Source organism: Kitasatospora sp. GAS1066B (genome assembly GCF_041262605.1).
Lineage (GTDB): Bacteria > Actinomycetota > Actinomycetes > Streptomycetales > Streptomycetaceae > Kitasatospora.
Map to the genome: position 1 here is coordinate 150,890 of NZ_JBGCCO010000012.1, position 25,970 is coordinate 176,859.

The window sequence follows — 25,970 nt, forward strand, 5'->3', positions numbered from 1 at the left end:
TCCGCTGAGAGCTTGCCGCTCTTCCCGCCGCCGTCCTCGGGCGGCAGAGTCAGTCGGCATGAGACTCCTGATCCTGGGTGGTACCGAGTTCGTCGGGCGGGCCTTCACCGAGGCGGCCCTGTCGCGTGGTTGGGAGGTGACTGTCTTCCACCGCGGCCACCACGCGCCGCCGCCGGGCGTCCGGGCGCTGCGCGGCGACCGGACCACCGAGGACGGCCTGGCCGAGTTGGCGGCGGCGGCCGCCTCGCCCGAGGGCGGGTGGGACCTGGTGGTGGACACCTGGCGGTTCGCCCCCACCGCCGTCCGGGACGCCGCGCGGCTGCTGGCGGGGCGGGCCGGCCACTACGTCTACGTGTCCAGCCGCTCCGTCTACGGCTACCCCACCGGGGTCGACCTGGACGAGCGGTGCCCGGTGGTGGACGGCGATCCGGACGACCCGGAGGGCGACTACGCGCGACTCAAGCGCGGCGGCGAGCTGGCCGCACTGGCGTCGTTCGGGGAGCGTGCGCTGCTGGTGCGCGCCGGACTGGTGCTCGGCCCCGGCGAGAACGTCGGGCGCCTGCCCTGGTGGCTGAACCGGATCGCCCGTGGCGGTCCGGTCCTGGCGCCCGGACCACGCGAGCTGACCATCCAGTACATCGATGCGCGCGACCTCGCCGGCTGGAGCCTGGACGCGGCCGAGCGCGGCCTGGGCGGCGCGTTCAACCTGGTCTGCCCGCCCGATCAGACGACCATGGGCGACCTGCTGGAGACCTGCGTCGCCGCCACCGGGTCCACGGCCGAGCTGCGCTGGACCGACCCGGAGGTGCTGCTGGCGGCCGGCGTCGAGCCCTGGACCCAGCTGCCGATCTGGATCCCGCCGGGCGAGTTGCACGCCACCATGCACCGCGGCAACGTCGGCAAGGCGCTCGCTGCCGGGTTGCGCTGCCGCCCGCTGAGCGAGACGGTCGCGGACACCTGGGCGTGGCAGCGGGAGCTGCCCGGCGGCTCGCCGAGCGGGACCGGCCACTCGGCGAGCGGGATCAGCGCCGAGCTGGAACGGGAGTTGCTCGGGCAGCCGTGAGCGGACGGGTGGCGGGGGGGCGCAGCCGGCCGCGCGGGAGCGCAACAGCGGGCACCGCTACCGGCGCTGAGCCCCCTCGCGAGCCCCCGAACAGGCCCCCGAACAGGCCCGTGAGCGTGCCGCCGCACGGGCCGCCGAACAGGCCCCTGAGCGTGCCGCCGCACGGGCCGCCGCGCGGGCCCATAGGGCGACCGCGGCGCCGAGCAGGCACAGGGCGACCGCGACCACGATCGCCCGGTCGGCGCCCGCGGCCGCTGCGGCGGCGGGACCCGCGGGCGAGCGGGCGGAGCCGATCAGCGCCAGGGACAGGGCGACGCCGAGGGCGGAACCCAGGTAGCGGGCGGTGTTGTTGGCGCCGGATCCCATGGCGGCGCGATGGCCCGGCACGCTGCTGACGGCGAGCCGGGCCAGCGCCGCGTTGAGCACTCCGCTGCCCAGACCGGCCACCACCAGGCCGGGGACCAGCCGGGGCCAACCGGCGGCGGGCGTGAGCCCGTAGAGAGCGGCCTCGCCGACGGCGCAGGCCAGCAGGGCGGCAGCCAGCTGGGTGACCGGGGCGAGCCGGTCGGCCAGTCGACGCGACTGCAGGGCGGCGACCACCGACAGGCCGGACCAGATCGCCAGCACCAGCCCGGCCACCAACGGGCTCTCGCCGAGGGCGCGTTCCAGCACGCTGGGCAGGCAGCTCATCAGGCCGACGATGGACAGGCCGGTGAAGAGCGCACCCGTCCCGGCGGCGACGAAGCGGGCGTCGCGGAAGAGCGCGAGGTCCAGCATCGGCTCGGCCACCCGGGACTCCACCAGCGCGAACGCGCCCAGCGCCAGCACCCCGAGGGCCAGCAGCGTCACCGGGGCCGGCCGCAGCCAGCCGGTGCGTCCCTCGGCCAGACCGGCGATCAGCGCGGCGGTGCCGACCGACAGGGTGAGGGCGCCGAGCGGGTCCAGGCGGCGCGGCCGGTCGCTGCGGGACTCGGTGAGGTGTCGGGCCGCGAGCCCGGCGAGCAGCAGTGCGAGTGCGGCCAGCACCGCGTAGACGGCGCGCCAGCCGGCGAGTTCGGCGAGCAGCGCGGCGTAGACGGGACCCACCGCGATGCCGAGCCCGACCGCCGCGCCCCAGCCGCCGAGGGCCCGCACCCGCGCGGGGCCGGCTGGGTAGGCCTGGCTGACCAGGCCGAGGCTGGGCGCGAGCAGCGCGGCCGAGGCACCGCCCTGGAGCACCCGGGCGATCACGAAGACGGTGGTGTCGGGGGCGAGCGCGGACAGCGCGGCGGAGGCCGCGAGCAGCAGCGCGCCCGCGGTGAACACCCGCTTGCGGCCGTGGTCGTCGGCGACTCCGCCCATGATCAGCAGCAGTGCGGTGAGGCCGAGCAGCGCGCCGGTGAGGATCCAGGTCTGCGCGGCGGGCCCCGCGTGCAGGGCGCTCGCGGTGGGTGCGAGCGTGGTGGTCGGCAGGGTGTAGGCGATCAGCACCAGGAAGGTGCCGTAGCAGGCGGTGAGCAGGGCCGGGCGCGGGCCGGGCCGCGCGGCCGACGGGAGTAACGGGGGTAGCGGGGGCACCGGGTCGGGTGTCGACAACAGGTCGGGGCGTGCACTCTCCTGGGCCATCGACGACCACCTCAGTCTGGTGAATGAACTCACTCGGGCAAGCGAGTCTGGTGAATGAACTGACTCGTTCATCACGCTACACCATCGGTCTGTTCAATGAACCGACCCGAGTACACTGGCTCCCATGGCGCTCGGAACGGACTACGCCCAACAGGACTGCTCGCTCGCCCGTGCCCTGGAGGTGGTCGGCGAGCGCTGGAGCCTGCTCATCGTGCGCGACGCCTTCTACGGGGTGCGCCGGTTCAACGACTTCCTGGTCCACCTGGACATTCCGCGCGCGGTCCTCACCGCCCGGCTGCGGGCCCTGGTCGAGGCGGGGGTGCTGCGCAAGGAGCCCTACCAGGACGGCCCGGTGCGCTACGAGTACCTGCTGACCGAGGCCGGCCTCGAACTCTGGCTGCCGGTACACGCGTTGGCCCGCTGGGGCGAACGGCACGCCGCCGAGCACGCCTCGCACACCGTCTTCACCCACGACGCGTGCGGCAACCGGATCAGCCCGGTCGGCATCTGCGTCCCGTGCGGGGTGGCGGTCGCGCCGGCCCACGTCGTCATGCGGCCGGCTCCCGGCGACCGTCGCAGTCCGCGCACCGACCCGGTCACCCTGGCCCTGGCACGGCCCCGGGCGCTGCTCACTCCCGTACTGACGGAAGGTCAGCACTGAGCCCAGCCCCATGCGCTGGGCGCCGCCCCACGCCGAGCAGGCCTCAGGACGACCGCGCCACCAGCGGTGCGCAGCTGCGGTCGAGCGGCCGCGTCTGCGGCGGCGCCTGCGCCGGCTCGGCGGCGAAGGCGAAGCGGACCACCTTGCCCCGGTCGTTCGGCTCCCACCCCCAGCTGTCCGCCAGCGCCTGGACCAGCGCCAGGCCACGCCCGGAGCTCACGTCGTCCGCGGGGCACAGCACCAACGGCGTGCGCCTGGACCGGTCGGCCACTTCCACCAGTAGCTGCCGACCGGTCCACCGCACCGTGACCCGGCACTCCCCGCCGCCGTGCTCCAGCGCATTGGTGACCACCTCGCTGGCGCACAGCCGCAGGTCCCCCCGTGCCTCCGGGGCGAGCGGAACCCCCCAACCCGCGGCCACGGCAACGATCCGGTCACGAGCCCGCCGAACGGCGTTGGCATCAGCGGTGACCTGGAATTCATTCGACAGGGGACGGTACTCGCGCTCCATGTAGGGCATCTCCTCGACGATCCAGGGAGCGGCTGAACCATGATCCGCCGTCCCCGAGCGGCTGATGCACAGTCAACCGACTTACGCCCGAGAAGAGAACGGTCCATGCTGGGCTGAGCCGTGAACGACGTGAATCAAGCAAGGGGGAGCTATGACTCGCACGCCGAACAGACAGCTGGCCGCCCTGCTGGCCGAGGCCCGCTGGGGCAACGACCAGCTGGCCCGCGCGGTGAACCGGATCGGCCGCAGCGCCGGTCTGGAGCTGACATACGATCACTCTGCGGTCTCGCACTGGCTGAAAGGCGTCCGTCCCAAGCCGACCGTCCGACCGGTGGTGGCGGAGGCGTTCGCCCGTCGGCTGGGCCGCCCGGTCACCTCGCAGGAGGCGGGCTTCGGGCCGGCCCCGGCCGGCAGCACTCCCGGGGCCGACCTGGCCGACCTGGTGCGCAGCGACATGGACCCGTCGCGCCGGAGCATGCTGACCGCCGGGCTCTACTCGGCCGCGATGCTGGTGCCCGGCTACACCGAGCTGGCCCAGCGGCTGGACAACGCCAACCACGAGGTGCGGGCGGGGCGCACCGTGCGGATCGGCGAGAGCGAGGTGGAGACGGTCCGGGCGATGACGGAGCGGATCGCGGGGATCCTCGACGAGCTGGGCGGCGGCCACGCGCGCCCGATGAGCGCCGCGTTCCTGGCGAACACCGTGATGCCCTGGCTGCAGGCCGACGGCACGCCACGGGTGAAGAAGTCGATGCTGGCCGCCGCCTCCGACCTGGTCTACCTGACCGGCTGGATGGCGATGTACGAACGGGCGCACGGCCTGGGCCAGCAGTACTTCACCGAGGCCCTGACGCTGGCTCAGGACGGCCAGGACCACGTCACGTACTGCCGAACGCTGCGGGGCATGTCGCTGCAGGCGGCCAACCTCGGCTATGGGCCGCGCGCGCTGCAGTACGCGGACGCCGCCGCCGAGTGCGCGCCGGCCGCCGGCCCGCGACTGACCGCGTTCCTGCGCGGCCAGCAGGCGCACGGCGCCGCCATGGTGCGTGACCAGCGGCTGGCCTTCACCAGGCTGGGCCAGACCGAGGCGGCGCTGGCCAAGGCCGACGGGCGCAACGACGCGGTGGGCGGGTACGACTGGTCGGCGTACCACTTCCACGTCAGCAGCGTGCTGTACGCGCTCGGTGACCTGCCGGGCTCGATCCAGGCGATGCGGCAGTCCAACCGGGTGCGCCCGGCGAACGAGCGGCAGGGGCGGCTGCACGCGAACGGGGTGCTGGCGGCGCGGCAGTGGGAGCTGGGCCATGTCGAGGCCGCGTGCGTGACCTGGGGCGAGTTCCTCGACGACTACACCACGCTGGCCACCGCGCGCGGGGACGAGCATTTCGACGTGCTGCGGCAGAGCGTCACCGCCCATCCGGGCAGCCGCGCGGTGCGGCGGCTCGGCGAACGGGTGCGGGTGGTGGCGGGCCAGAAGGCCGCCGTTTAGCGGGTCACCGAACAGCGTGGTGCGACAAGGGGCGCGGAGGACGGAGGACGGAGGACACGCCGGGGGCCGCGCGCCCTGAGCAGATACCCTCCAGGGGTATAGGCTGAGACCCATGGACGCGATCCGGCACGCCCTGTCCATCACCGGCTCGATGACCTGGGAGATCACCTGGGCTCTGATCCTGGGCTTCGCGCTCTCCGCGGTGGTTCAGGCGGTGGTCCGCAAGTCCACCATCATCCGGCTGCTCGGCGACCACCGGCCGCGCACCCTGGCCGTCGCCTCGGCACTGGGCGCCGCCTCCTCGTCCTGCTCCTACGCGGCGGTGGCGCTGGCCCGGTCGCTGTTCCGCAAGGGCGCCGACTTCACCTCCGCGATGGCCTTCGAGATCGCGTCCACCAATCTGGTGATCGAACTCGGCGTGATCCTGGCCCTGCTGATGGGCTGGCAGTTCACGGCGGCGGAGTTCGTCGGCGGTCCGATCATGATCGTGGTGCTCGCGCTGCTCTTCCGATTCTTCCTGCGCGACCGGCTGCTGAGCACGGCTCGCGCGCAGGCGGAGCGCGGCGTGCCCGGCTCGATGGAGGGGCACGCCGCGATGGACATGTCGGTGCCGGGCGACGGCCCCTTCACCCGCCGGCTGCTCTCCCCCGCCGGATTCACCGCGACCTCGCACGTCTTCGTGATGGAGTGGGCGGCGATCATCAGGGACCTGGTGATCGGGCTGCTCATCGCCGGCGCCATCGCCGCCTGGGTGCCGGACAGCTTCTGGCACGCGTTCTTCTTCGCCGGACACCCGCTGGCGAGCAAGCTGTGGGGACCGCTGATCGGACCGCTGGTGGCGATGCTCTCCTTCGTCTGCTCGATCGGCAACGTGCCGCTGGCGGTGGTGCTGTGGCAGGGCGGGATCAGCTTCGGCGGCGTGGTCGCGTTCATCTTCGCGGACCTGATCATCCTGCCGATCCTGAACATCTACCGGAAGTACTACGGCGCCCGGATGGCCGCCTTCCTGCTCGCGACCAGCTACGCGGCGATGGTGGCGGCGGGCTACCTGGTGGAGTTCGTCTTCGGCGGGCTGGGGCTGATCCCGGACCAGCGGGACGCGAAGATCCCGATGGAGGGGATCAGTTGGAACTACACCAGCTGTCTGAACATCGCCTTCCTGCTGCTGGCGGCCACGCTGCTGGTGCGGTTCCTGCGCACCGGCGGCCTGGCGATGCTGCGGATGATGGGCGGGGCACCGCAGGCGGCCCACCGCGGCCACGACCGTCGGGACCACGACCATCGGGACCACGATCACCAGGATCACGACGCCTGACTCCGGCCCGGACTACGCTCGAGCCATGACCAGCCGATCCCCGTTCCTCGGCGACGAAGAGCGCCGAGCCCGCCTGGCCCACCGGCAGCTGCTGGCCCCCGCCCACCGGGCCGCCACCGTCGAGCAGGTGGCCGATGCCGTGGTGGGCCTGCACGCCACGGACGCGGCGACCGTCTACCTCTCGGCCTGCACCCGCCTCACCGAGCCGAGCGCCGCCGCGGTCGACCGGGCCCTGTACGAGGAGGTGACGCTGGTGAAGCTGCTCTCCATGCGGCGCACCATCTTCGCCGTCACCGAGGACTGCGCCCCGTACGTCAGTTCCTCGAGCGCGCGGGCCATCGCGGTCAAGGAGCGGGCCACCCTGGTCAAGCACCTGCGCGAGGGCGCGGACGGCTGGGACGAGGCGCGGCTGGCCGCGACCGAGCGCGCCGTGCTCGCCGCACTGGCCGCCCGCGGTGCGGCCACCACCGCGGAACTGGCCGTCGACGTCCCGGCGTTGAGCGAGACGATCCTGATGGCGCCGGGCAAGCCGTACGAGGCGCGGCAGAGCGTGGGCAGCCGGCTGCTGCGGCTGCTGGCCTCGGACGGGCACGTGCGGCGCTGCCGGCCGCGCGGTTCCTGGGTGAGCAGCAGCTACCCGTGGGCGCTGGTCCCGCAGTGGCCCGACGTCCCGGTCCGGGAGGCCAAGGCGGAGGTGGTGCGCCGCTGGCTGGCCCGCTACGGTCCGGCCACCGTCGAGGACGTCAAGTGGTGGACCGGCTGGACGCTCGGCGACACCCGGAAGGCGCTGGCCGACGTCGGCGCGGTGCAGGTCCAACTGGCCGGCGGCCCCGGACTGGTGCTGCCGGGCGACGAGGAGCCGGAGTCCGGGTCGACCGGCGAGCCGTGGGCCGCGCTGCTGCCCGCGCTGGACCCGACGGTACTGGGTTGGCGCGGCCGCGACTGGTACCTGGAGCCGGAGTTGGTGCCCGCGCTCTTCGACCGGACCGGCAACGCGGGCCCGACGGTGTGGTGGAACGGCCGGGTGGTGGGCGGTTGGGCCCAGCGGTCGGACGGCGAGCTGGTCTGGCGGCTGCTCGCCGGGATCGGCGGGTCGGAGGCGAGGACGGCCGAGCGGGCGATCGCCGCCGAGGCCGAGCGGCTGGCCGGCTGGCTCGGCGAGGTCCGGGTCACCCCGCGCTTTCGGACGCCGCTGGAGCGGGAGTTGACGGGTTGAGGCAACCGGGACGGGCCGACGAACGGGCTGAGGAGGTGGAGATAGGACTCGAACCTATGTACGCGGCATTGCGGGCCGCTGCCTCGCCACTCGGCCACTCCACCCGGCGATCTGCTGCTCGGCAAGGATCCTGACCGGCAACCGGCCCGGACGCCAAACCGCCTCCCGCGCTCCTCACCCGCTCGGCGGTACGTCGCCCTCCCCGTTAGCCCGGACGGCCCGCAGCGCCGCCCGGGCCCGGGTCACCAGCGCGCGGCCGGCCGAGCTGCCCAACTCGTCGGCGCGCCGGTCCGCTCCGCCCGACACGACGGTCGCTCACCCGGCCGCGTGGGTCGCCACGGAGTCGGCGAACTCCCGGGCCGGCGACGGCAAGGCGTCCCACTGGCGGACCGCCCAGCCGACCGGGAGGGGTGGCAGGGCGGGGATCGGGATCAGCCGCAGCTCCGGGTGGCCGGGGGCCCGCCAGCCGGGCAGCGCGGGGACCACGGCGTGACCGAGGCCGAGTTCGGCCAGCAGCACCGCCGTGTCCCAGTCGGCAACGCTGGTGGTGGCGCCCTGGACGTGGCCGAGCTGGCCGTCCAGCCGGGCCCGGGCGACGGAGTTCTCCGGCAGCCGGATCGGGCGGATCGCGGTCAGCTCGCCCGGCTCGATCAGCGTGCGCTGCGCCAACGGGTCGTCGATGCGCACCGCGAGCACCCAGGGCAGCTCGATCACCGGCCGCTGTTCGATCCCGCGCGCGGGTGCGCCGATGGTCACCCAGGCCAGGTCGGCCTCCCCCGCCGCGAGCGCGTCGAAGCAGCTGCGGCTGGACGTCTCGGTGCGGAACTCCAGGTTGACGTCCGGGTGTTCGCGCCGAAAGTGGGCGACGGCGGCGGTCATGAAGTGGCGCATCGTGGTGGCGCCGGTGGTGATCCGCACCGTGCCGCGGTCCCCGTCGCGCAGGTCGTGCAGCTGACGCAGCGCCAGATCGAGCTGGCCCAGCCCCTGGGCGGCCGCGCGATGCAGGATCTGCCCGGCCTGGGTCGGCGCGACCCCGCGCGGGCGCCGCTCCAGCAGGGCCAGGCCGAGTTCGGTCTCCAGCCGCCGCACGTGCTGGCTGATCGCCGACTGGGTACGGGAGAGCTCGCGGGCGACGGCGCTGAGGTTGCCGCTCTCGCAGGCGGCGACGAAGACGCGGAGATCGTCGAGGGTCATGGAGCAGCACCGTAGCAAGGCCCAGACCGAAGATTTCCCTTGGATCTGTGGAAGACAACCTGAGGATTGACTTGGGTGTCGGGGAGGAGAAGCATCGTCAGCGACCGGGGCGGCGACCTGTCCGCCGAAGCCAGGGGGGCACGCGGCGGCGATCCGGGAGCCGGACGTCGACCCTGGCGGACAGGCGCCGACCCGGTGACCCGAGACGCGACAGGGGGAAGCCGGATGGGACGGGCCGAGGCGGCAGTGGCGCTGCTGCGTTCGCTGGGCGCGGCGGAACTCGACCACCCTGGCGGCACGTTGCTCGCCCACCTGGAGCGGGTCCAGCTGCTGCTGACCGCCTGGGGCGCCCGCCCCGACCTGCGGCTGGCCGGTCTCTGCCACGCCTGCTACGGAACGGACGGCTTCGCCACCACCCTGCTGCCGCTCAACGCGCGGGGCCGGCTCTCGGAGGTGATCGGCCCGGCGGCCGAGCAGCTGGTGTACGACTACGGCAGCTGCGACCGTGCCCTGTCGTACCGTCAACTCCCGGTTGCCGACGGGCTGATCCGCGATCGCTTCAGCGGGCTCGAGTCCGTCCCCGACCAGCGGCGACGCCAGGACTTCGCCGAGCTGACCGTCGCCAACGAGCTGGACGTGCTGCGGCACAGCGCCGAGCTGCGGGAGCGCTGGGGGCCGGCGCTGGGGCGGCTCTTCACCTCCCTCGACCCGTTGCTGAGCGAGCCGGCCCGCCGGGCGGTCCGGGATGCGCTGGGCTGAGGCCGACGCGTCGGTCGCGGGCCGCCCCGGATGAGACGGGCGTCACAGTCGCCCGGCCCGTCCGGATGTCACATCTCGCCGGTCTGCTCCGTCAAAGCTGGGCAAGCATCGACACGGCAAGGAGAGCATCATGAACGCCCGGCTCAACTTCTACGGCAGCTCCATCACGCCCAACTTCGCGAAGTACATCAACTCGGCGGGCAAGGTCGTCACGGACTCGACCCTGCCGCACGCAACGCAGGAGCTGGTGAAGATCCGCGCCAGCCAGATCAACGGCTGCGGGATGTGCCTCGACATGCACACCAAGGACGCCGCGCACGCCGGGGAGACCGCGCAGCGCCTCAACCTGGTCGCGGTCTGGCGGGAGGCCACCGTCTTCACCGAGGCCGAGCGGGCGGCGCTGGAACTGGCCGAACAGGGCACCCGCATCGCCGACGCCGCCGGCGGCGTCAGTGACGAGGTCTGGGCGAAGGCCGCCGAGCACTACGACGAGGAGCAACTGGCCGCCCTGGTCTGCCTGATCGCCCTCATCAATGCGTACAACCGGCTGAACGTCATCGTCCAGCAGCCCGCCGGCGACTACCAGGTGGGCCAGTTCGGCTGACCAACGCCCGGGGCCGCTGGGCGGCCACCGCATCAGGCGACCACCGAAGCCGCCGCCTCGCGGGCGCGCAGGCGGCGCAGCATCCGGGCGTCCTGGAAACCGACCGCCCGGGCGGCGGCTTCGGTGGTCGCGCCGCGGGCGATCAGGTGTTCGGCGCGTTCGATCCGTAGCTCCTGCTGGTAGCGCAGCGGCGTCAGGCCGGTGGCGCTGCTGAAGCGCCTGGTCAGGGTCCGCTCGCTGACGCCGACGGCGGCGGCCAGCTCGGTCAGCGCGAGGCGATCGGTGTAGCCGGCATCGATCAGGTCCTGGGCGCGGTGCACCGCGTCACAGACGTGCGCCCGGTGCCGGAGCATCGCGCTGGCCTGCTGCTCATCACCGTTGCGCCGGGCGTAGACCACCATTTTGCGGGCCACCCGCGCGGCGTCGTAGGGCCCGTGGCGCAGGGCGATCAGGTGCAGCGCGAGGTCGATGCCGCTGGCGATGCCGGCCGAGGTGATCAGCCGGTCCTCCACCACGTACAGCACGTCACGCACCACCGTCGCGCGCGGGTAGCGACGGGCCAGCTCCTCCTGGAGGTCGTGGTGCGTGGTGCAGCGCCGCCCGTCGAGCAGCCCGGCCCGACCGAGCGCGTCGGCTCCCGCGCAGACGCTCGCCACCGTGCCGCCCGCCGCGTGGTGGGCCGCCAGGCGGTCGAGGGTGGCCTGGCCGAGCGCGCCGTGCCGGCGCAGCGTGGGCGAGCGCCAGCCGGGGACCACGATCAGGTCGTCCGCCGTCAGCTCGGGCCACTGCGTCTGCGCGCGCAGCTCGACCCCCTGGGCGGTCGGGATCGCGCTCTGCTCGCCGACGTAGCGGATCCGGTACGGGTGGCCGAGGTCGGCGGCCGCGGAGAAGACCTGGGCGGGGCCGGCCAGGTCCAGCAGGTGCAGTTGGGGGACGAGGAGGAAGACGACCTGACTCATGAGGACACCGTAGGCCGGGCGGCCCGCCGGGTGGGACCCGGCGGGCACGATCCGGTCAGGCCTTTTCGAGTTCCGCGACGGTCGCGATCCGGGCGAACCGGCCGGCCAGCGCGTACTCGGTGCGGGCGATGATCCCGTCGGTGCCGAGGGTGGTCGGGTCGGCGAGGATCTCCGCCATGGTGCGCCCGGCGGGGGCGTCGCGGTGCTCGATCGGGTGGGTGGCGGTGGCGTCGGTGACGAAGACCATCCGGTAGCCGAGGTCGGCGCCGAGCCGGGTGGTGGTCTCGCAGCACTGCTCGGTGCGGATGCCGCAGACCACCAGTTCCCCCACCCCGTGCCGGGTGAGCAATTGCTGCAGGTTGGTGGTGCTGAACGCGTTGTGCGAGGTCTTGGTCAGGAGCGGCTCGCCGGGTCGCGGCTCCAGCCCCTCGATCAGCTGGACGTGCCCGAGGGCCGGGTCGAACGGCGTGCCGCTGCCCGGCTCGCTGTGCAGCACCCAGACCACCAGGTCGCCGTTGGCCCGCGCGACGTCGACCAGGCGGTTGACCTGCTCGACGATGGCGGGGTTGGAGACGGCGGCCCAGTCGGGGCGACGGCGGAAGGACTCCTGGACGTCGATGACGATCAGCGCGGTGCGTGACGATGTGGTTCCCATGGGCACCATCGTGGCGGCTGCCCGGGGGTCTCGCGAAGGCCCGATCCGGACCGGACGCGGAACGATCCGGTCAGCGGGGGTCGGGCCGGTCCACGTTCCAGTGCCGCACCACCTGGCAGACCCAACGGTCCCCCTCCTCGGTGGCGACCGAGATCACCGAGAGCCGGCTGATGGTGCGCTGACCGCCTTCCGAGTCCCCGTAGAGCAGGTCGATGTTGACCCGCTCCCGGTTCTTGACCGGCCCGGCCAGCGCCTGGTGGTCCGGGTCCAGGGGGTCGCGGATCGCGGCGTGCCAGAAGCTGGTGTCGCCGGGCGCGACGTAGAGGTCACGGGACTGGCGGCGGAAGTCGGCCGGGTCCGGGTGCTTCACGTCCTGGTAGGTCTCCGGCGGGGCGAACCGCCAGCCGTGGATCACCCCGAGCCCCGGGCCGACGTTGCGGATCGAGGCCGCCAGGTACAGGTTGTCCCCCTCGATCCGCAGGTAGCCCGCGCTGCCGGCCAGGTGCGCCCGGTGCCCGTCCTGCCAGATCAGCTTCTGCCGCGGCGCCTCCAGCCGGGAGCTGATCAGCAACGGCCGCAGCGAGGCCAGCACCGCGCGCTCGGCCGACTGCGCGGCCCGGTCAGCCGAGCGGATCGAGGCGAAGGAGGCGGCGGCCAGGACCAGCGTTCCGCCTGCGGTGGCCAGCGCCGAGAAGGTGCCCCAGTCGATCACCGGGCACCGTCCCTCGTCCGTCTCTGGTCTGATGAGCTGACCGCAAGCACCGAAAACATGACGGGCAGCCTAGGGCACCACCTCCCAGGCCGGCACGGCATCTCGAGCCGTGGTACGCCACTCGCCGGCCGTCGGTACGCCACCACACACCGCCGGCGCACCGCCCTACGCCCCCCGATACGCCGTCGTACGCCGCAGCTCGCGCAGGACTATTGCACCGTGTACGCGCCGTCCCCCACACTCAACAAATGTGTCAGCACTGAGTTATGACGACGTCAAAGCCGCCGCCGAGCGGATCGACGGCGTGACCCGCCCGGTGCCGGTGATCCCGGTGCAGCTGGGCCCGGTCGCCTCCGCCGAGATCTACCTCGCACTGGACTTCATGCAGCACAGCGGCTCCTTCAAGGACCGCGGTGCCGCCAACTTCGCCGCCGCGCACCTGGCGGACGGGGCGATGCCGGCGGCCGGCGTGGTGATCGCCTCCGGCGGCAACGCGGGCCTGGCCTGCGCCTGGGCGGCCGCCCGACACGGGGTGCCGGCCACCGTCTTCGTGCCGCGCACCGCACCCCGGGTCAAGGTGGCCCGGCTGCGCGCCCTGGGCGCCGAGGTGCGGCAGGTCGGCACCGAGTACGCCCAGGCCCAGGAGGCCGCCCGCCTGTTCAGCGCGGAGACCGGCGCGCTGGCCTCGCACGCCTATGACGACCCGTACGTGGTCGCCGGGGCCGGCACCCTGCTGCCGGAGATCCGCGCCTGCGTACCGGGCCTGGACACCGTGATCCTCTCGGTCGGCGGGGGCGGCCTCTTCGCGGGCACCGCCATCGCGGCCGAGCGGCACGGCCTGCGGGTGGTCGCCGTCGAGCCGGAACGCTGTCGCGCGCTGAACGCCGCGATCGAGGCGGGCGAGGTGGTCGACGTCGAGGTGGACTCGGTCGCGGCCGACTCGCTGGGCGCCCGCCGCGCTTCGCAGACCGCCCTGTACTGGGCCAGGCGGGCGGACACCGTCTCCGTACTGGTCGGCGAGGATCAGATCCTGACGGCCCGCCAGCAGCTCTGGGAGAACCACCGGCTGGTCGTCGAGCACGCCGCCGCCACCGCCCTCGCGGCCCTGACCAGCGGCGCCTACCGCCCGATCCCCGGCGAGCGCATCGCGGTGGTGCTCTGCGGGGCGAACACGGACCCGGCCACCCTGGGATAAGTCGGCGCGAATTGCGGGGGGAGAGATGCACATCGCCCTCGGACGCCCGGGCGGGGCACGCCATGCGGACGCTCTAAAGTCGGGGCGTGACCGATCACTCGATAACCTCGCCCTCTTCGTCCTCGTCAACCTCCGCGCCCCTGGCGACTTCCGCTCCCAGCATCGTCGTCACCGACGCCCTGATGGCGGACGACCTGGCGATGATCTCCAACGCGCTGGACACGTTCAACCTCGAGGCGACCGGCGTGTTCGACCGTCGTCCGCTGGCCGTCCTGGTGAAGGATCCGCAGACCGGAGCGGTGCTCGGCGGCCTGACCGGGCGAACTTCGCTGGGGCTGCTCTTCGTCGACCTCTTCCACCTGCCGGCCGAGCTGCGCGGGCGCGGGATCGGGAGCGAGGTGCTGCGGCTGGCCGAGGAGGAGGGCCGGCGACGCGGGTGCCGCGGTGCGGTGCTCTACACCATCACCTTCCAAGCACCCGAGTTCTACCAGCGGCACGGGTGGGAGGTGTTCGGCGAGATGCCCTGCGACCCGCCCGGGGCGAGCCGGGTGTTCATGCGCAAGAACCTGGTATAGCGCAAGCGTTCGCACGGCGAATTTCATTCGAATAGCTGTGCACAGTGGCTTCCGTAAGAGCGATTCATCATCTCATCAGACGTCACATGCGCACCATTGACCCCAGCATCCCCAGCCGGATGGCCGTAGTTCACCAGGCGTCACAAAAACCCCGTGCGATGGGTGTTTCAAGACAGCTATTCACGTCAACATATGTGTTCTGTCGCGTCGTCATTCCACTCCCCCGAAAGGACGACACCCGTGGCAACACAGCAGTCCGCCCCGCCGACCACCGCCACCGAGATCGCCGACCCCGCGCCGCTCGGCCTGGCCGGCTTCGCCATGACCACCTTCGTGCTCAGCTGCTTCAACGCCAACCTGCTGGACGCGAAGCTCGGCCTAGTGGTGCTGCCGCTCGCCCTCGTCTACGGCGGCCTGGCGCAGCTGCTGGCGGGGATGTGGGAGTTCCGCAAGGGCAACACCTTCGGCGCCACCGCGTTCAGTTCCTTCGGCGCCTTCTGGCTGGCCTACTACTTCCTGGTCAAGGACGTCGTGCCGGCTCTGGCCACCAACCCGGACCTGCACAAGGCGCTGGGCCTCTTCCTGCTCGCCTGGGCCATCTTCACCGCCTACATGGCGGTCGCGGCGGTGCGGGTGAGCCTGGCCGTGCTCGCCGTCTTCGTGCTGCTGACCGTCACCTTCGCGGTGCTCTCGGCCGGGGCCTTCGGCCCGAGCGACACCACGACCAAGATCGGCGGCTGGCTGGGCCTGGTCACCGCCGTGGTGGCCTGGTACGCCTCCTTCGCGGGCGTCACCGCCTACACGTTCAAGCGCCAGATCCTGCCCACCTGGCCGGCTCGCTGACCGCTCCCGCCCCCGCACCACGCGGGCCCGTCGGATCGATCGATCAGCCGATCCGACGGGCCCGCGCACGTCTGCGGAAGCATCGGGTGAGCGGCATCGGTCGGTCTCAGTCCGACAACTCCCAGAGCAGCCGGTAGTAAGCGATCCGCGCCGGGTCGGCCTCGACCCCGTAGGCGTCCAGCAGCGGCTGCTCCCACCCGGGACCGTAGTTCCACCGCGTGCTCCAGGTGGCGACGGCCAGGTCGGCCCAGCGGTCGGCAAGACCGAGCGCACCGAGGTCGACGTGCCCGCTGCACGTGCCGTCATCGCCGATCAGGGTGTTGGGGGCGCAGGCATCGCCGTGGCAGACCACCAGGCGGTCGACCGGCGGCGGATCGGCCAGCAGGCCGAGCGCCCGTTCGACGGTGCCGACCTGCCGGAGGTCCGGATGCCAGCGCGTCGGATCGATCCGTCCCGCCGCGGCCCGGGCCCGCACCGCCACCACCCGCCGCTCGGCCGACCAGTCGAACGGGCAAGGTGCGGTGGGCAGTTCCTCGTGCAACGCGCGCAGCCCGGCGCCGATCGCGCGCACGGCGGTCTCGGGGTCGCGCTTCCAGTGGTCGTCCACCGCCATCCGACCCCGGAGGCCCGCCGTGACGATCCAGCTTCCCGTGGCGTCCGAGCCCACGTCCAACACCCGTGGCACCACGGTGAAGGCCGCTGCCCAGCGCAGCCGCGCCACTTCCGCCGACAGGTCGATCCCGCTGCCCACCGGGGTCCACTTCACGAACTGCCGTGCGTCCCCCGCACCGAGCTGGAAGGTCAGGCCACCGAGCTCGTTCTGCCAGACGGCCCGCACCGGCCGCCCGTCGGCGGTGTCGGTGACGACCTGCGGCACTGCGACCGGGCCTTGTGGTGACGTGGCCTTCATGGGAGTGGCTGTCATCGGGCCATTTTCACCGGCACCGGCCGGGTGACGGAAGTGGTGACGCTTCGTCGGTCGCCCGGTGCGCCGACGAGGCTCCACGGACCGGCGACCATCCGAGCCGGCGCCGCCGAACCTGGCGTGGCGTCACCAGCCCGCGCGGCCAGGCGAAAATCATCGCGAGCCGGGCCAAATCCCGTCAATCCGCCCAGGAGACATCACAGTCGCGCATCGCGGGCGAATTTTCGATTGACCATCCATTGACCAAGGCCATAGGTTCTGCCCCGAGCAATGGCACTGACAACGGGAGAGCGGTAGCAGTGAACTGGTACCTGGCAGTACTGAAGAACTACGTCGGTTTCAGCGGCCGGGCACGCCGCCAGGAATACTGGATGTTCGTCCTGATCAACGTCGTCATCTCGATCATTCTCGAGATCGTCGACGCCGCGGCCGGCACCAACGGCGTCATCTCCGGGCTCTACACGCTCGCGGTGCTGCTGCCGACCCTCGCGGTGCTGTTCCGGCGCCTGCACGACACCGGCCGTGCCGGCTGGTGGGTGCTCATCGGCGTGATCCCGCTGATCGGCGCCATCGTCCTGATCGTCTTCACGGCCGGCGCGGGCCAGCCGGAGGCGAACCAGTACGGGCCGAACCCGAAGCTCACGGCCGCAACGGTCTGACCGACCGAGCGGCATCCGGGCGACCGGAATTCGACGCGGAAAACGTAAGGGCCGGACGCGCCGCCAGGCGGCGCGTCCGGCCCTTACGCATTCGGTACGCATTCGGTTGTGGCCGGAGTTGAAATTGAATCCCCGTGTTACCCATGAGCTTCTCCGGAGCCCCTGGAAGTTCACACGAATTTCACATCCTGGCGACCGTCCGAGATGGCCGAGCCCCGGAGGTCGCCGCGGTCCGGACGGGCCACCGAGCGCGCGGCCCCGATCACCAGTTCGATCGACCTTCTCCGGGCGACGCCGCAGGTTGTCCCGTGGATTCGCTACCGATCGTAGGGCGACCTGCCGATGCTTGTTGATAGAACGGCAACATTGGGAGTCCAAGCCCTCGCGGTGAGCGATTCTCGAAGTCAACCGAGCACCGGAGTGCCAGATATGACAGATAATCAGAAGAACGCGGAGGGCGCCATCGCCAGCGGCCACTCCCTCTTCGACCGGGGCATGCCCGAATGCCGCTGCCCCGCCGACTGCGGCGGCCGCCCCGAGGCCGCCCAGCGCCTCACCCTCGCCTACCCGGCCGTGCAGCCGGTCGGCACCCATCCACCCGAGCTGACGTACCAGCCGCGCTCGCGGGGCGAGTTGGTCTATGACGCGCTCAACCAGCGGCTCGGGGTGTTCATGGACCAAGTGGGCCGCATCGTCTACCTGCGGCCCGAACGCGGCGGACCCGAGTGGGAGGCCGATCCCAAGTGGCTGGAGAAACCGCCGGCCACCCGGCAGGCGGCCGGGCAGTCCGGGGCGAACGGTGCCGGCGGCGCGACCAGCTTCGGGGCTGTGTCGTGAACAACGTGCGCCAGCAGGTGACGGAGTCGGTCGCGCTGCTGACCGAGGCGATCACCGGGCTCGGGGTCGACCTCGAACCGCTCGGCAGCGGCTTCCTGGTGACCGAGAACGGCACCGTCCTGGTTCAGCTGCGCCCGCTGCTCCCGGCCGAACTCATCCGTCTCGCTGTCGCGATCCGCGTGGCGGCGGAGCGACTCTAGAGGTGGCGGCGCGCCACGAGACCCCAGCGCGCGCCGGATCATCCGCGAGGTGCCGCCCGCACGCAGGCATCGACGAAGTCCCGCACCACCGCGTCGTGGTCACTCGCGGGTGCCCAGGCGACGCCCATCGAACTCGGACTGACGCCGCTCACCGGCCGGTAGGCGACTCCCGGCCGCGGATAGAAGCGGGCCGAGGACTCCGGAGTGAGGCTGACGCCGTGCCCGTACGCGATGGCGGCCAGCCACTCGTCAGGGTTGCGAGCCACCGCACCGATCCTGACCGGGTGGCCGCCGCGTTCCTCGGTGGCCAGCCAGTAGTCGCGCCACCAGCCCGACTCGGGCGGGGTGGCCACGCACGGTTCGTCCCAGAGCCGCCGGAACGGGATCTCGTCGAGCGCGGCCAGCGGGTGCTCGGCGGACAGCGCCACCCAACGCGGCTCGGTGAGCAACTCCCGCACCCGCAGGGTGTCCTGTCCGGGGAACGGCAACCGCACCAGCGCCACGTCCACCTGACCGTCGGCGAGTCCGGCGGTCGGGTCGGACCAGTCGATCTGCCGCAACTCGACCCGCCAGCCCGGGCGACGGCGGGCGAAGCCGCCGATGATCTCCGGCGTGGCCTCGTTCGCGGCGCTGGCCACGAAGCCGACCCGCAGCACGTGCGAGGCGCGGCTGACGGCGGCCCGGGTGTCGCGCAGCGCGGCGTCCCAGGTCGCCAGCACGCCCTGGACACGGTCGGAAAGCGCCTTCCCCGCCGGGGTGAGCGCCATCCCGGCCCGGGACCGGGTGAACAGCTCGACACCCAGCTGGCCTTCCAGTTGCCGGATCTGCTTGGTCAGCGCCGGCTGGGAGATGAACAGCCGCTCCGCCGCGCGGGTCAGCTGCCCCTCCTCGGCGACGGTCGCGAAGGAGCGCAGCAGGCGAGTGTCGACGTCGATCATGCCGTCAGGTTATGGAAGCGGCTATTGGACGGAACTGACGGGGTGCCAGCAAGCTGTTCTCGCAGGCGAACGAGCGAGACGACGAGGAGTCGGACCCATGAGCGACATGAGTGACATCAGCGACAAGAGCAAGAAGATCGGCGCGATCACCAAGTTCTTCGCGGCCTACGCCACCCATGACCTGGAGGGCATGCGGGAGGTGCTGACCGACGACGTCGCGTGGACCATCCCGGGCCGCCACCCGCTGTCGGGCACCAAGCGGGGTATCGAGGAGGTGGCCGCCTTCTTCACCGAGCTGGGCCGGGCCGGCTTCCAGGCCGATCCGATCTTCCTGGAGGCCAACGAGGAGTACGTGGTGGACATCCACCGCGGCTGGTCCACCGAGGGCGTGGGGCAGGTGGACACCACGTGGGCGCTGGTCTGGCACTTCAACTCCGAGGGCAGGGTGGACCGGGTGGTCAACCTCTCCGGCGACCAGCACCAGATGGACGAATACGTGTGGAACAACCACCAGCCGGCGCCGACCTCCGAGTCTCTGGCCTGACGCTGCGACCGGCCGTCACGCCACTGGTCACCTCGTTGAGCGCGGCGGTGCGGGCCCAGGGAACGGCGGTGCTGGGGCAGGCGAGCCACGGGGTGAGCACACGTCACCTGACGAGAGCTTCGATGAGTTCGTACCGGGGCGGAATCGGGCAGCGACTGTGACCGAGTACGATCACCGCGCACACTGAACCGATCACCCGTGACTGTCCATGACCGTCCATCACCCGCACGCCGGAGACTCGTTTGGCTCGCAAACCCCGCCCCGTCGATCCGACCGAGGGGCCGCTGCAAGCGTTCGCCCACGACCTACGGGCGGTGCGCGAGCAGGCCGGCAACCCCACCTACCGGGCCCTCGCCACGCTGGCCGGGTTCAGCGCCAGCACGCTGAGCGACGCGGCGGGCGGGGTGCGGCAGCCAAGCCTGGAGGTGACGCTCGCCTATGTCGGGGCGTGCGGTGGTGACGTCGAGCTGTGGGAGCGGCGCTGGGAGGAGCTGAGCCGCGAGCTGGCGGTGCGGCCGGCGGGGGTCGAGGCCGCGGACACTGCGGCGGCCGACGCGACACAGACGATGGCGGAGGAGCCGGAGGCCGTCGGCGAGGCTGCGCCGAACGCGGCCGAGCAACCGGCCCCGGCGCCACTCGCCGAAGCCACCGAAGCTGAAGCCGCCCAACCCGCCGAGCCGGTTGCGACCGCAGCCGCCACGCTCCCCCGGCGCTGGTACCAGGCGTACCGCGAACGCCCGGCCCGGCGGACGCTGCTCACCATGGGGGCCGTGGCCGCCGTCTGCGCACTGCTCGCCCTCTGGCTGCCCGGGCAGCACCAGCCGCACTCACAGCCCCAGCCGCCCAGTTCGACCGTCGCCGACTCGGCTTGCCTGCCGCCGGCGGGCGCTGCCGCCGGCGTCGCTCCGGCCACCCCGGCGCCGGTGCGCTTCACCGCGACGACGAAGAGCGCCGGCGCCCACGTCCGCCCCGGTGCCAGCTTCAACGCCGCCATCTTGTGGACCGTCCCGCCCGACTGCACCCTCCAGCTGACCGGCTTCTGCCTCGGCGACGTGGTCTACGACGTGGCCGGCGGCGAGCCGGACATACGCTGGTACGAACTGGCCGGCGGCGGGTTGGTGGCCTCGGCGGTCATGCACGGGGACCCGCCGAGCGCGCTGCAGCCCACCCCCTGCGCGGACAACGCCCCGAGTCCCGTCTCGGTCTCCCTGACCATGGCTCGATCGGCGCCCGACGGTTCGGTCGAGCTGAAGGCGACCGGGAACCAGGTGGCCATCGTCGGCTACGCCGCCTTCTTCAGCGAGGCGCCGAGCGGGGCGGGCTCGGGCACACCGAGCGCCGCCGCCGGCTCGCCGGCCGTCACCCCGGGATCCCCCGCGGCCGGGTCGGGCTCGCCCGCCCCCACCCCGCCCGCCCCCGCCTGGCACCAGATCCAGCTGTCCGCCGATTCGCAGCACCAGTTCGACTACGTCTGGCGCCTCGGCCCACTGCAGACCGCCACCGCACCGATTCCCGTGGTGTCCGTCGCCTGCCTCGGCGGTGGCCGGCCGACCACGGTGGCCGACGCCCAACTGCTCTCCCTCTCCACCGCGCTGCCCGCTCCCGCCCAGCTGAGCCCCGCCGATCGCGGCATCGCCGAACGCGCCGCCTGCCGCTACCCCAACACCTCCAACGGCTGACCGGCCGCTGATCCGACGTGCCGTCATTACTCTGACGGCACGTCGGATCGCCGCCACCGCGGCCGCGCGGCAGCCTCCTCGCAGGCTGCCGCGCGGATTCGGGGGCGTCGACTGGACACCAGGTCCCCTCCCGGTGCGGCCGGCGAGGCGGGTTAGAGTCGGGGTATGGCCGTAGACGAAGCCACCGCACGGGTGGACAGCTGGATCTGGTCGGTGCGACTGGCCAAGACCCGCTCCCTCGCCGCCACCGCCTGCCGCGCCGGACATGTCCGGGTGAACGGCGAACGCGTCAAGCCCGCCCACCCCGTCAAGATCGGCGACGAGGTCCGGGTGCGCCAGGACGACTGGACCCGGGTGGTCGTCGTCGCCCGCGTGATCAGCAAGCGCGTCGGCGCCTCGGTCGCCGTCGACTGTTTCGTCGACAACAGCCCGCCCCGCCCCACCTCCCTGGGCCCCGCCCCCGTGGCCCTGCGTGAGCGCGGCGCCGGCCGCCCCACCAAGCGCGACCGGCGCGCCCTGGAGCAGCTCTTCGGCCCCCCTGGCGGCTGACCATCCCCCGGCCGATCGGGACGCTCCCTGCCGGGCTGTCGCCGTCCGCGAGGCGCTGTCCGCCTCGGCGGTGCTCGCGGTGCGCGATCAGTCGGCCTGCTCGGCTGCTCACAGCCGTCCGTGGATGACGGTGGGTGGCGGTGTCCAGCACGCTGCGTACGCGCGTCGCCGCCCGGGTAGAAGAGCACCTGGTGACGGAGCGTCAGATCACCAGGACAGCGTCCTCGTAGACGATCACCCGTCAAGCGGCGGTGCGGTGGGTGCGACCCGCCGGGCCGCCGTTCAGCCGGCCAGCGCCCGTTCCGCGGCCGGTCGGGCGGCGGTGCGGTGGGCCGGGGCGAGGCCGATGCGGGTGCGGCGGTCGAGCAGGTCGGCGGTGTCCAGGGCGCCCTCGTGGCGGGTGGCGAAGAGGAGTTCGGCCATGGTGGTGTCGGTGCCGGGGGCGATCGGGGTGAGGAGGGCGGGGTCGCCGTCGGCCTGGGCGAGGACGGCGGGGGCTTCGGTGCCGTAGCGACGGACCAGGCGCAGGGGGGCGTCGACGCGGTCGAGTTGGGGGCGCGGGGCCGCACCGACCAGGGGGAGGGCGCGGGTTCGGCAGGGGCGGGCGGTCAGCCGGGCGTGGGCGAGGGCGGCGTCCAGGGCGTCCTCGGCCATCTGGCGGTAGGTGGTGAGCTTGCCACCGACGATGGTCACCAGGCCCTCGGGGCTGGTCAGCACGGCGTGCTTGCGGGAGACGTCGGCGGTGCGCCCGGTGCCGTCGTCCAGCAGCGGGCGCAGGCCTGCGAAGGTGCCGAGCAGATCGGCGCGGGTGAGCGGGGTGCGCAGTGCGGAACTGATGGTCTGCAGCAGGAAATCGATCTCGGACTCGGCCGGCTGCGGCACGTCGGGGATCGGGCCGGGCGCGTCCTCGTCGGTGAGGCCGACGTAGACCCGGCCGTCGGGGGCGGGCAGCGCGAAGACGAAGCGGTTGGTCTCGCCCGGCACCGGCACGGTGAGCCCGGCGTTCAGGGCGCCGGTCGGGCCGGTGAAGGCGGACTGCGGCAGCACCAGGTGGGTGCCGCGGCTGGGCCGCAGGGTGATGCCGGGGGCCAGCTCGCCGGCCCAGACGCCGGCCGCGTTGATCACCGTGCTGGCCGTCAACTCGAAGGAGTCGCCGGTCAGTTCGTCGGTCAGCCGGGCCCCGGTGCCGTGCGCCGCGCTGACCGCGCAGCGGGTCAGGATCCGTGCGCCGTGGGCCGCCGCGGTGCGCGCCAGGGCGACCACCAGGCGTGCGTCGTCGACCAGTTGGCCGTCCCAGAAGACCAGGCCGCCGCGCAGCCCGGCGGTTCGCACGGTGGGGGCGTAGCGCAGCACCTCGGCGGGGGCGAGGCGGCGGGAGCGGGGCAGGGTGGTCGAGGAGGTGCCGGCGGTGCGGCGCAGCAGGTCCCCGGCCAGGAAGCCGGCCCGGACCAGCGCGGCGTCCGCGAAGCCGGTGCCGGGCAGCAGCGGGACGATCTGCGGCAGCGCGTGCACCAGGTGGGGGGCGGTGCGGTCGAGCAGGATGCCGCGCTCGACAGCGCTCTCCCGGGCGATGCCGACGCTGCCGGAGGCGAGGTAGCGCAGGCCGCCGTGGACCAGCTTGGAGCTCCAGCGACTGGTGCCGAAGCCGAGGTCGTGCTTCTCGGCGAGGACGACGGACAGGCCGCGGGCGGCCGCGTCGAGCGCGATGCCGGCGCCGGTGACGCCACCGCCGATCACCAGGACGTCGATGGCGCGGGCGCCGGCCGGCGGCGAGGCCAGGTCGGCCAGGTCGCGGGTGCGGCGAGCGGCGTTCAGCGAGGAGCCGGTGCCGATTGTCCTGGTCATGCGTCAGAACCGCCTTCGGTGACGGGAGTTGGCGAGAGGTATCGGTCGAGCAGCAGGCGCAGCTCGCCGTCGAGCCGGTCGACCTCGTCCCCCGCCCCGTCGGGTGCGTCCACGAAGACGGGCCCGGTGAGAGTGAAGGACCACGCGGTGAGCAGCACCGCGCGGGCCAGCAGCGCGGGGTCGCCGGTCCGGATCGAGCCGTCGGCGAGGCCGGCGCGCAGGCCGGCTTCGAGCATCGCGAGCTGGTGGTTGGTGTTGGTGCCGCGCCGCTTGAGCAGGTAAGGGGTGAGGAAGTCCGGGTCGAGCTCGATGATCTTGCGCAGCAGCGGGTGCACCCGGATGGCGCCGACCAGGCGCACCGTGCCGTCCACCACGTGGGCCCGGCCGTGGGTCGCCCCGCCGAGCGGGAAAGCGCTTTCGAAAGCGCTTTCCGCCAGCTCCGTCCAGACCCGGGTGGTCAACGCGCCGAGCACCTCGCGCACCCCGCCCCAGCGGCGGTAGAGGGTGGCGCGGGAGACGCCGGCCTGGCGGGCGATGTCGGCCATGGTGATCCGCTGCATGCCGATGGTGAGCAGCAGCTGGTAGGCCGCGTCGAGGATCCGCTCCTCGGGGATGGCATTGGCGGCCTTCGGCCCGGGGCGGGAGTCGGCGGGAGACTCGGGCCGGGCTTCGGGCGGAGTTCCGGAGGGGGCTTCGGACGGGGTTCCGGATCCCGACGTGTTGATTCGCTGCGACACCACATGTACAAGTGTATCAGCGCCTTCCCCTCCACCCTGAGGACCTCGATGACCGAGTCAGACCTGCCCGTCGCGGACTTCCACCCCTACCGCTGGGGCGACCCCGCCCGCCGCACCGAACTCCCGGCCGCCGCGCACGAGACGCTGGCCGCCTTCGGGGTCCGCACGCCCGCGCAGCCGCCGGTCGACCTCGACACGCTCGTGCTGCCCGACACCGCGCTGGACGAGAAGGCGCTTACCGAGCTGGCCGCCGTGGTCGGCGCGGAGCAGCTCAGCACCGCCGCCGCCGTCCGGATCGGCCACACCCGCGGCTGGTCCACCCCCGACCTGCTGCGGCTGCGCGCGGGCGATGTCACGGACGCGCCGGACGCCGTCGCCTTCCCCGGCACGCACCAGGAGGTGGTGGCCCTGCTGGAGCTGTGCGAGCGGCTGCGCCTGGCCGTCGTCCCCTACTCCGGCGGCACCTCGGTGGTCGGCGGACTGGCGCCGCAGCGGGCCGGGTTCGCCGGCCTGCTCGCGCTCGACCTCAAGCGGCTGAACGCCGTGCTGGCGATCGACGAGGTCTCCCGCACCGCCACGCTGCAGGCCGGCCTGCGCGGTCCGGAGGCCGAACGGCAGCTGCGGGAGCACGGCCTGACGCTGGGTCACTTCCCGCAGTCGTACGAGGGCGCGAGCATCGGCGGCTACGCCGCGGCGCGCTCGGCCGGCCAGTCCTCGGCCGGCTACGGACGGTTCGACGAGATGGTGGTCGGCCTGGTGCTGGCCACCCCGCGCGGCACGATGGAGCTGGGCAGCGCCCCGAAGTCGGCGGCCGGCCCCGACCTGCGCCAGCTGGTGCTCGGCTCGGAGGGCACCCTGGGCGTGATCACCTCGGTGACCGTCCGGGTGCGCCCGCTGCCGGCCGAACGGGTCTACGAGGCCTGGAAGTTCGACTCCTTCGAGGCGGGCGCGGACGCGCTGCGCCGGCTGGTCCAGGACGGCCCGCTGCCCACCGTGCTGCGGCTCTCCGACGAGATGGAGACCTCGATCAACCTGGCCGACCCGGCCGCGATGTTCGGCGGCGGCCCGGGCGGTTGCCTGGCCGTCACCGGCTACGAGGGCAGCGCGGCCGAGGTGGCCGCCCGCCGGGCCGGCGCGAGCGAGCTGCTGATCGCGGCCGGCGGGCAGCCGCTGGGCACCGAGCCGGGCGAGTCCTGGCGCCACGGCCGCTACCGCGCACCGTACTTGCGCGATCCGCTGCTGGACGCCGGGGTGCTGATCGAGACCCTGGAGACGGTGACCTTCTGGTCGAACCTGCACCCGCTGCGCGCGGCCGTCACCGAGGCGCTGACCAGCGCGCTGACCGCGCAGGGCGGCACGCCACTGGTGCTCTGCCACATCTCGCACGTCTACGAGACCGGCGCCTCGCTCTACTTCACCGTCGCCTGTGCCCAGACCGAGGACCCGATCGACCAGTGGCACGCCGCCAAGTCGGCTGCCAACGAGGCGATCCGGGCGGCCGGTGCGGCGATCACCCACCACCACGGCGTGGGCACCGACCACCGGGACGTCTACGCCCGCGAGGTGGGCCCGCTGGCGGTGGCCTCACTGCAGGCGGTCAAGCGGGTGCTGGACCCGGCCGGGATCCTCAACCCGGGTGTGCTGATCCCGACTCCGGATGCGGCGGCAGCGGGCGTCCCGGGTACCGAGAGCGAGCACTGA

28 protein-coding genes and 1 tRNA gene are annotated in these 25,970 nt (G+C 73.0%); 17 read left to right on the forward strand and 12 right to left on the reverse strand.

Annotation, left to right across the window (positions count from 1 at the left end; all coding sequences use genetic code 11):
- Nucleotides 1–58 precede the first annotated feature (58 nt).
- Nucleotides 59–1,063, forward strand: a complete 1,005-nt coding sequence (locus ABH937_RS16030) for an NAD-dependent epimerase/dehydratase family protein (RefSeq protein ID WP_370218573.1) — start codon at nucleotides 59–61, stop codon at nucleotides 1,061–1,063.
- Nucleotides 1,064–1,120: 57 nt separating this feature from the next.
- On the opposite strand, the gene ABH937_RS16035 is transcribed toward ABH937_RS16030, so the two are convergent.
- Nucleotides 1,121–2,668 carry an MFS transporter gene (locus tag ABH937_RS16035; protein ID WP_370218575.1) on the reverse strand — a complete coding sequence of 516 codons (1,548 nt, stop codon included), beginning with the start codon at nucleotides 2,666–2,668 and terminating at the stop codon, nucleotides 1,121–1,123.
- Nucleotides 2,669–2,792: 124 nt separating this feature from the next.
- Between ABH937_RS16035 and ABH937_RS16040 the strand changes: the two genes are divergently transcribed.
- Entirely contained in the window at nucleotides 2,793–3,329 is a 537-nt protein-coding gene (locus ABH937_RS16040; RefSeq protein ID WP_280690042.1) for a helix-turn-helix domain-containing protein, read from the forward strand.
- A gap of 43 nt (nucleotides 3,330–3,372) precedes the next feature.
- On the opposite strand, the gene ABH937_RS16045 is transcribed toward ABH937_RS16040, so the two are convergent.
- Complete coding sequence (locus ABH937_RS16045) at nucleotides 3,373–3,849, reverse strand: ATP-binding protein (RefSeq protein ID WP_280690043.1); 477 nt, start codon at nucleotides 3,847–3,849, stop codon at nucleotides 3,373–3,375.
- 142 nt (nucleotides 3,850–3,991) lie between these two features.
- On the opposite strand from ABH937_RS16045, the gene ABH937_RS16050 reads away from it, so the two are divergent.
- From ABH937_RS16050 to ABH937_RS16060, 3 genes are all read left to right on the forward strand, one after another.
- Nucleotides 3,992–5,329: a hypothetical protein gene (locus tag ABH937_RS16050; RefSeq protein WP_280690044.1), complete on the forward strand. Its 1,338-nt coding sequence runs from the start codon at nucleotides 3,992–3,994 to the stop codon at nucleotides 5,327–5,329.
- 112 nt (nucleotides 5,330–5,441) lie between these two features.
- The gene (locus ABH937_RS16055) at nucleotides 5,442–6,644 is read left to right on the forward strand and encodes a permease (protein WP_280690045.1); all 1,203 of its coding nucleotides are present in this window, start codon (nucleotides 5,442–5,444) and stop codon (nucleotides 6,642–6,644) included.
- Between the two features lie 25 nt (nucleotides 6,645–6,669).
- Nucleotides 6,670–7,860, forward strand: a complete 1,191-nt coding sequence (locus tag ABH937_RS16060) for a winged helix DNA-binding domain-containing protein (protein WP_280690046.1) — start codon at nucleotides 6,670–6,672, stop codon at nucleotides 7,858–7,860.
- A gap of 33 nt (nucleotides 7,861–7,893) precedes the next feature.
- Here ABH937_RS16060 and ABH937_RS16065 read toward each other — a convergent pair.
- From ABH937_RS16065 to ABH937_RS16075, 3 genes are all read right to left on the reverse strand, one after another.
- A tRNA-Cys gene (locus tag ABH937_RS16065) sits at nucleotides 7,894–7,964 on the reverse strand.
- 70 nt (nucleotides 7,965–8,034) lie between these two features.
- Complete coding sequence (locus tag ABH937_RS16070) at nucleotides 8,035–8,166, reverse strand: hypothetical protein (RefSeq protein ID WP_280690047.1); 132 nt, start codon at nucleotides 8,164–8,166, stop codon at nucleotides 8,035–8,037.
- A gap of 9 nt (nucleotides 8,167–8,175) precedes the next feature.
- Nucleotides 8,176–9,054 (reverse strand): LysR family transcriptional regulator, encoded by an 879-nt coding sequence (locus ABH937_RS16075; protein ID WP_280690048.1) that lies wholly within the window; start codon nucleotides 9,052–9,054, stop codon nucleotides 8,176–8,178.
- 225 nt (nucleotides 9,055–9,279) lie between these two features.
- Between ABH937_RS16075 and ABH937_RS16080 the strand changes: the two genes are divergently transcribed.
- Nucleotides 9,280–9,813, forward strand: coding sequence for a DUF6817 domain-containing protein (locus tag ABH937_RS16080; protein WP_280690049.1), 534 nt, complete (start codon nucleotides 9,280–9,282; stop codon nucleotides 9,811–9,813).
- 130 nt (nucleotides 9,814–9,943) lie between these two features.
- Nucleotides 9,944–10,417 carry a carboxymuconolactone decarboxylase family protein gene (locus ABH937_RS16085; RefSeq protein ID WP_280690050.1) on the forward strand — a complete coding sequence of 158 codons (474 nt, stop codon included), beginning with the start codon at nucleotides 9,944–9,946 and terminating at the stop codon, nucleotides 10,415–10,417.
- Between the two features lie 32 nt (nucleotides 10,418–10,449).
- On the opposite strand, the gene ABH937_RS16090 is transcribed toward ABH937_RS16085, so the two are convergent.
- The 3 genes from ABH937_RS16090 to ABH937_RS16100 form a co-directional block, all read right to left on the reverse strand.
- Nucleotides 10,450–11,376: an AraC family transcriptional regulator gene (locus tag ABH937_RS16090; protein WP_280690051.1), complete on the reverse strand. Its 927-nt coding sequence runs from the start codon at nucleotides 11,374–11,376 to the stop codon at nucleotides 10,450–10,452.
- A gap of 55 nt (nucleotides 11,377–11,431) precedes the next feature.
- Nucleotides 11,432–12,031, reverse strand: coding sequence for a cysteine hydrolase family protein (locus tag ABH937_RS16095; RefSeq protein ID WP_280690052.1), 600 nt, complete (start codon nucleotides 12,029–12,031; stop codon nucleotides 11,432–11,434).
- A gap of 70 nt (nucleotides 12,032–12,101) precedes the next feature.
- Entirely contained in the window at nucleotides 12,102–12,743 is a 642-nt protein-coding gene (locus tag ABH937_RS16100; protein WP_280690053.1) for a hypothetical protein, read from the reverse strand.
- A 250-nt stretch (nucleotides 12,744–12,993) separates the two neighbouring features.
- On the opposite strand from ABH937_RS16100, the gene ABH937_RS16105 reads away from it, so the two are divergent.
- From ABH937_RS16105 to ABH937_RS16115, 3 genes are all read left to right on the forward strand, one after another.
- Entirely contained in the window at nucleotides 12,994–13,938 is a 945-nt protein-coding gene (locus ABH937_RS16105) for a serine/threonine dehydratase (protein ID WP_280690054.1), read from the forward strand.
- Nucleotides 13,939–14,120: 182 nt separating this feature from the next.
- Nucleotides 14,121–14,513, forward strand: a complete 393-nt coding sequence (locus ABH937_RS16110; RefSeq protein ID WP_280690055.1) for a GNAT family N-acetyltransferase — start codon at nucleotides 14,121–14,123, stop codon at nucleotides 14,511–14,513.
- Nucleotides 14,514–14,753: 240 nt separating this feature from the next.
- On the forward strand, nucleotides 14,754–15,356 hold the full coding sequence (locus ABH937_RS16115; RefSeq protein WP_280690056.1) for an acetate uptake transporter: 603 nt from the start codon (nucleotides 14,754–14,756) through the stop codon (nucleotides 15,354–15,356).
- Between the two features lie 106 nt (nucleotides 15,357–15,462).
- Here ABH937_RS16115 and ABH937_RS16120 read toward each other — a convergent pair whose 3' ends face one another.
- The gene (locus tag ABH937_RS16120; protein ID WP_280690057.1) at nucleotides 15,463–16,281 is read right to left on the reverse strand and encodes an aminoglycoside 3'-phosphotransferase; all 819 of its coding nucleotides are present in this window, start codon (nucleotides 16,279–16,281) and stop codon (nucleotides 15,463–15,465) included.
- Nucleotides 16,282–16,580: 299 nt separating this feature from the next.
- Between ABH937_RS16120 and ABH937_RS16125 the strand changes: the two genes are divergently transcribed.
- From ABH937_RS16125 to ABH937_RS16135, 3 genes are all read left to right on the forward strand, one after another.
- Complete coding sequence (locus tag ABH937_RS16125) at nucleotides 16,581–16,940, forward strand: DUF805 domain-containing protein (RefSeq protein WP_280690058.1); 360 nt, start codon at nucleotides 16,581–16,583, stop codon at nucleotides 16,938–16,940.
- A 429-nt stretch (nucleotides 16,941–17,369) separates the two neighbouring features.
- Complete coding sequence (locus ABH937_RS16130; protein ID WP_280690059.1) at nucleotides 17,370–17,777, forward strand: hypothetical protein; 408 nt, start codon at nucleotides 17,370–17,372, stop codon at nucleotides 17,775–17,777.
- A complete protein-coding gene (locus ABH937_RS16135) occupies nucleotides 17,774–17,977 on the forward strand; it encodes a hypothetical protein (protein ID WP_280690060.1) in 204 nt (67 codons plus the stop codon). Before ABH937_RS16130 ends, ABH937_RS16135 begins: the two co-directional genes overlap by 4 nt.
- A 38-nt stretch (nucleotides 17,978–18,015) precedes the next feature.
- Here the strand turns inward: ABH937_RS16135 and ABH937_RS16140 are convergent, their stop codons facing one another.
- Nucleotides 18,016–18,912: a LysR family transcriptional regulator gene (locus ABH937_RS16140; protein WP_280690198.1), complete on the reverse strand. Its 897-nt coding sequence runs from the start codon at nucleotides 18,910–18,912 to the stop codon at nucleotides 18,016–18,018.
- Nucleotides 18,913–19,012: 100 nt separating this feature from the next.
- Between ABH937_RS16140 and ABH937_RS16145 the strand changes: the two genes are divergently transcribed.
- From ABH937_RS16145 to ABH937_RS16155, 3 genes are all read left to right on the forward strand, one after another.
- Nucleotides 19,013–19,459: a nuclear transport factor 2 family protein gene (locus ABH937_RS16145; protein ID WP_280690061.1), complete on the forward strand. Its 447-nt coding sequence runs from the start codon at nucleotides 19,013–19,015 to the stop codon at nucleotides 19,457–19,459.
- Nucleotides 19,460–19,701: 242 nt separating this feature from the next.
- Nucleotides 19,702–21,138, forward strand: a complete 1,437-nt coding sequence (locus ABH937_RS16150) for a helix-turn-helix transcriptional regulator (protein WP_280690062.1) — start codon at nucleotides 19,702–19,704, stop codon at nucleotides 21,136–21,138.
- Between the two features lie 165 nt (nucleotides 21,139–21,303).
- On the forward strand, nucleotides 21,304–21,687 hold the full coding sequence (locus ABH937_RS16155) for an RNA-binding S4 domain-containing protein (protein ID WP_280690063.1): 384 nt from the start codon (nucleotides 21,304–21,306) through the stop codon (nucleotides 21,685–21,687).
- A gap of 282 nt (nucleotides 21,688–21,969) precedes the next feature.
- Here ABH937_RS16155 and ABH937_RS16160 read toward each other — a convergent pair whose 3' ends face one another.
- Nucleotides 21,970–23,532, reverse strand: coding sequence for a glycerol-3-phosphate dehydrogenase/oxidase (locus ABH937_RS16160; RefSeq protein ID WP_280690064.1), 1,563 nt, complete (start codon nucleotides 23,530–23,532; stop codon nucleotides 21,970–21,972).
- Nucleotides 23,529–24,269 carry a TetR/AcrR family transcriptional regulator gene (locus ABH937_RS16165; protein WP_280690065.1) on the reverse strand — a complete coding sequence of 247 codons (741 nt, stop codon included), beginning with the start codon at nucleotides 24,267–24,269 and terminating at the stop codon, nucleotides 23,529–23,531. The genes ABH937_RS16160 and ABH937_RS16165 overlap by 4 nt, the downstream gene beginning before the upstream one ends.
- Nucleotides 24,270–24,317: 48 nt before the next feature.
- Here ABH937_RS16165 and ABH937_RS16170 point away from each other — a divergent pair, with 48 nt between their 5' ends.
- A complete protein-coding gene (locus ABH937_RS16170; RefSeq protein WP_280690066.1) occupies nucleotides 24,318–25,970 on the forward strand; it encodes an FAD-binding oxidoreductase in 1,653 nt (550 codons plus the stop codon).

Bases quoted from the DNA above. Each gene is read 5' to 3' on its own strand.
- ABH937_RS16145 (WP_280690061.1), top strand. From the start codon at position 19,013: ATGAGCGACATGAGTGACATCAGCGACAAGAGCAAGAAGATCGGCGCG.
- ABH937_RS16095 (WP_280690052.1), bottom strand. From the start codon at position 12,031: ATGGGAACCACATCGTCACGCACCGCGCTGATCGTCATCGACGTCCAG.
- ABH937_RS16110 (WP_280690055.1), top strand. From the start codon at position 14,121: ATGGCGGACGACCTGGCGATGATCTCCAACGCGCTGGACACGTTCAAC.
- ABH937_RS16030 (WP_370218573.1), top strand. From the start codon at position 59: ATGAGACTCCTGATCCTGGGTGGTACCGAGTTCGTCGGGCGGGCCTTC.
- ABH937_RS16080 (WP_280690049.1), top strand. From the start codon at position 9,280: ATGGGACGGGCCGAGGCGGCAGTGGCGCTGCTGCGTTCGCTGGGCGCG.
- ABH937_RS16040 (WP_280690042.1), top strand. From the start codon at position 2,793: ATGGCGCTCGGAACGGACTACGCCCAACAGGACTGCTCGCTCGCCCGT.
- ABH937_RS16120 (WP_280690057.1), bottom strand. From the start codon at position 16,281: ATGACAGCCACTCCCATGAAGGCCACGTCACCACAAGGCCCGGTCGCA.
- ABH937_RS16075 (WP_280690048.1), bottom strand. From the start codon at position 9,054: ATGACCCTCGACGATCTCCGCGTCTTCGTCGCCGCCTGCGAGAGCGGC.
- ABH937_RS16055 (WP_280690045.1), top strand. From the start codon at position 5,442: ATGGACGCGATCCGGCACGCCCTGTCCATCACCGGCTCGATGACCTGG.
- ABH937_RS16130 (WP_280690059.1), top strand. From the start codon at position 17,370: ATGACAGATAATCAGAAGAACGCGGAGGGCGCCATCGCCAGCGGCCAC.
- ABH937_RS16155 (WP_280690063.1), top strand. From the start codon at position 21,304: ATGGCCGTAGACGAAGCCACCGCACGGGTGGACAGCTGGATCTGGTCG.
- ABH937_RS16170 (WP_280690066.1), top strand. From the start codon at position 24,318: ATGACCGAGTCAGACCTGCCCGTCGCGGACTTCCACCCCTACCGCTGG.
- ABH937_RS16035 (WP_370218575.1), bottom strand. From the start codon at position 2,668: ATGGCCCAGGAGAGTGCACGCCCCGACCTGTTGTCGACACCCGACCCG.
- ABH937_RS16090 (WP_280690051.1), bottom strand. From the start codon at position 11,376: ATGAGTCAGGTCGTCTTCCTCCTCGTCCCCCAACTGCACCTGCTGGAC.
- ABH937_RS16050 (WP_280690044.1), top strand. From the start codon at position 3,992: ATGACTCGCACGCCGAACAGACAGCTGGCCGCCCTGCTGGCCGAGGCC.
- ABH937_RS16060 (WP_280690046.1), top strand. From the start codon at position 6,670: ATGACCAGCCGATCCCCGTTCCTCGGCGACGAAGAGCGCCGAGCCCGC.
- ABH937_RS16085 (WP_280690050.1), top strand. From the start codon at position 9,944: ATGAACGCCCGGCTCAACTTCTACGGCAGCTCCATCACGCCCAACTTC.
- ABH937_RS16045 (WP_280690043.1), bottom strand. From the start codon at position 3,849: ATGCCCTACATGGAGCGCGAGTACCGTCCCCTGTCGAATGAATTCCAG.
- ABH937_RS16160 (WP_280690064.1), bottom strand. From the start codon at position 23,532: ATGACCAGGACAATCGGCACCGGCTCCTCGCTGAACGCCGCTCGCCGC.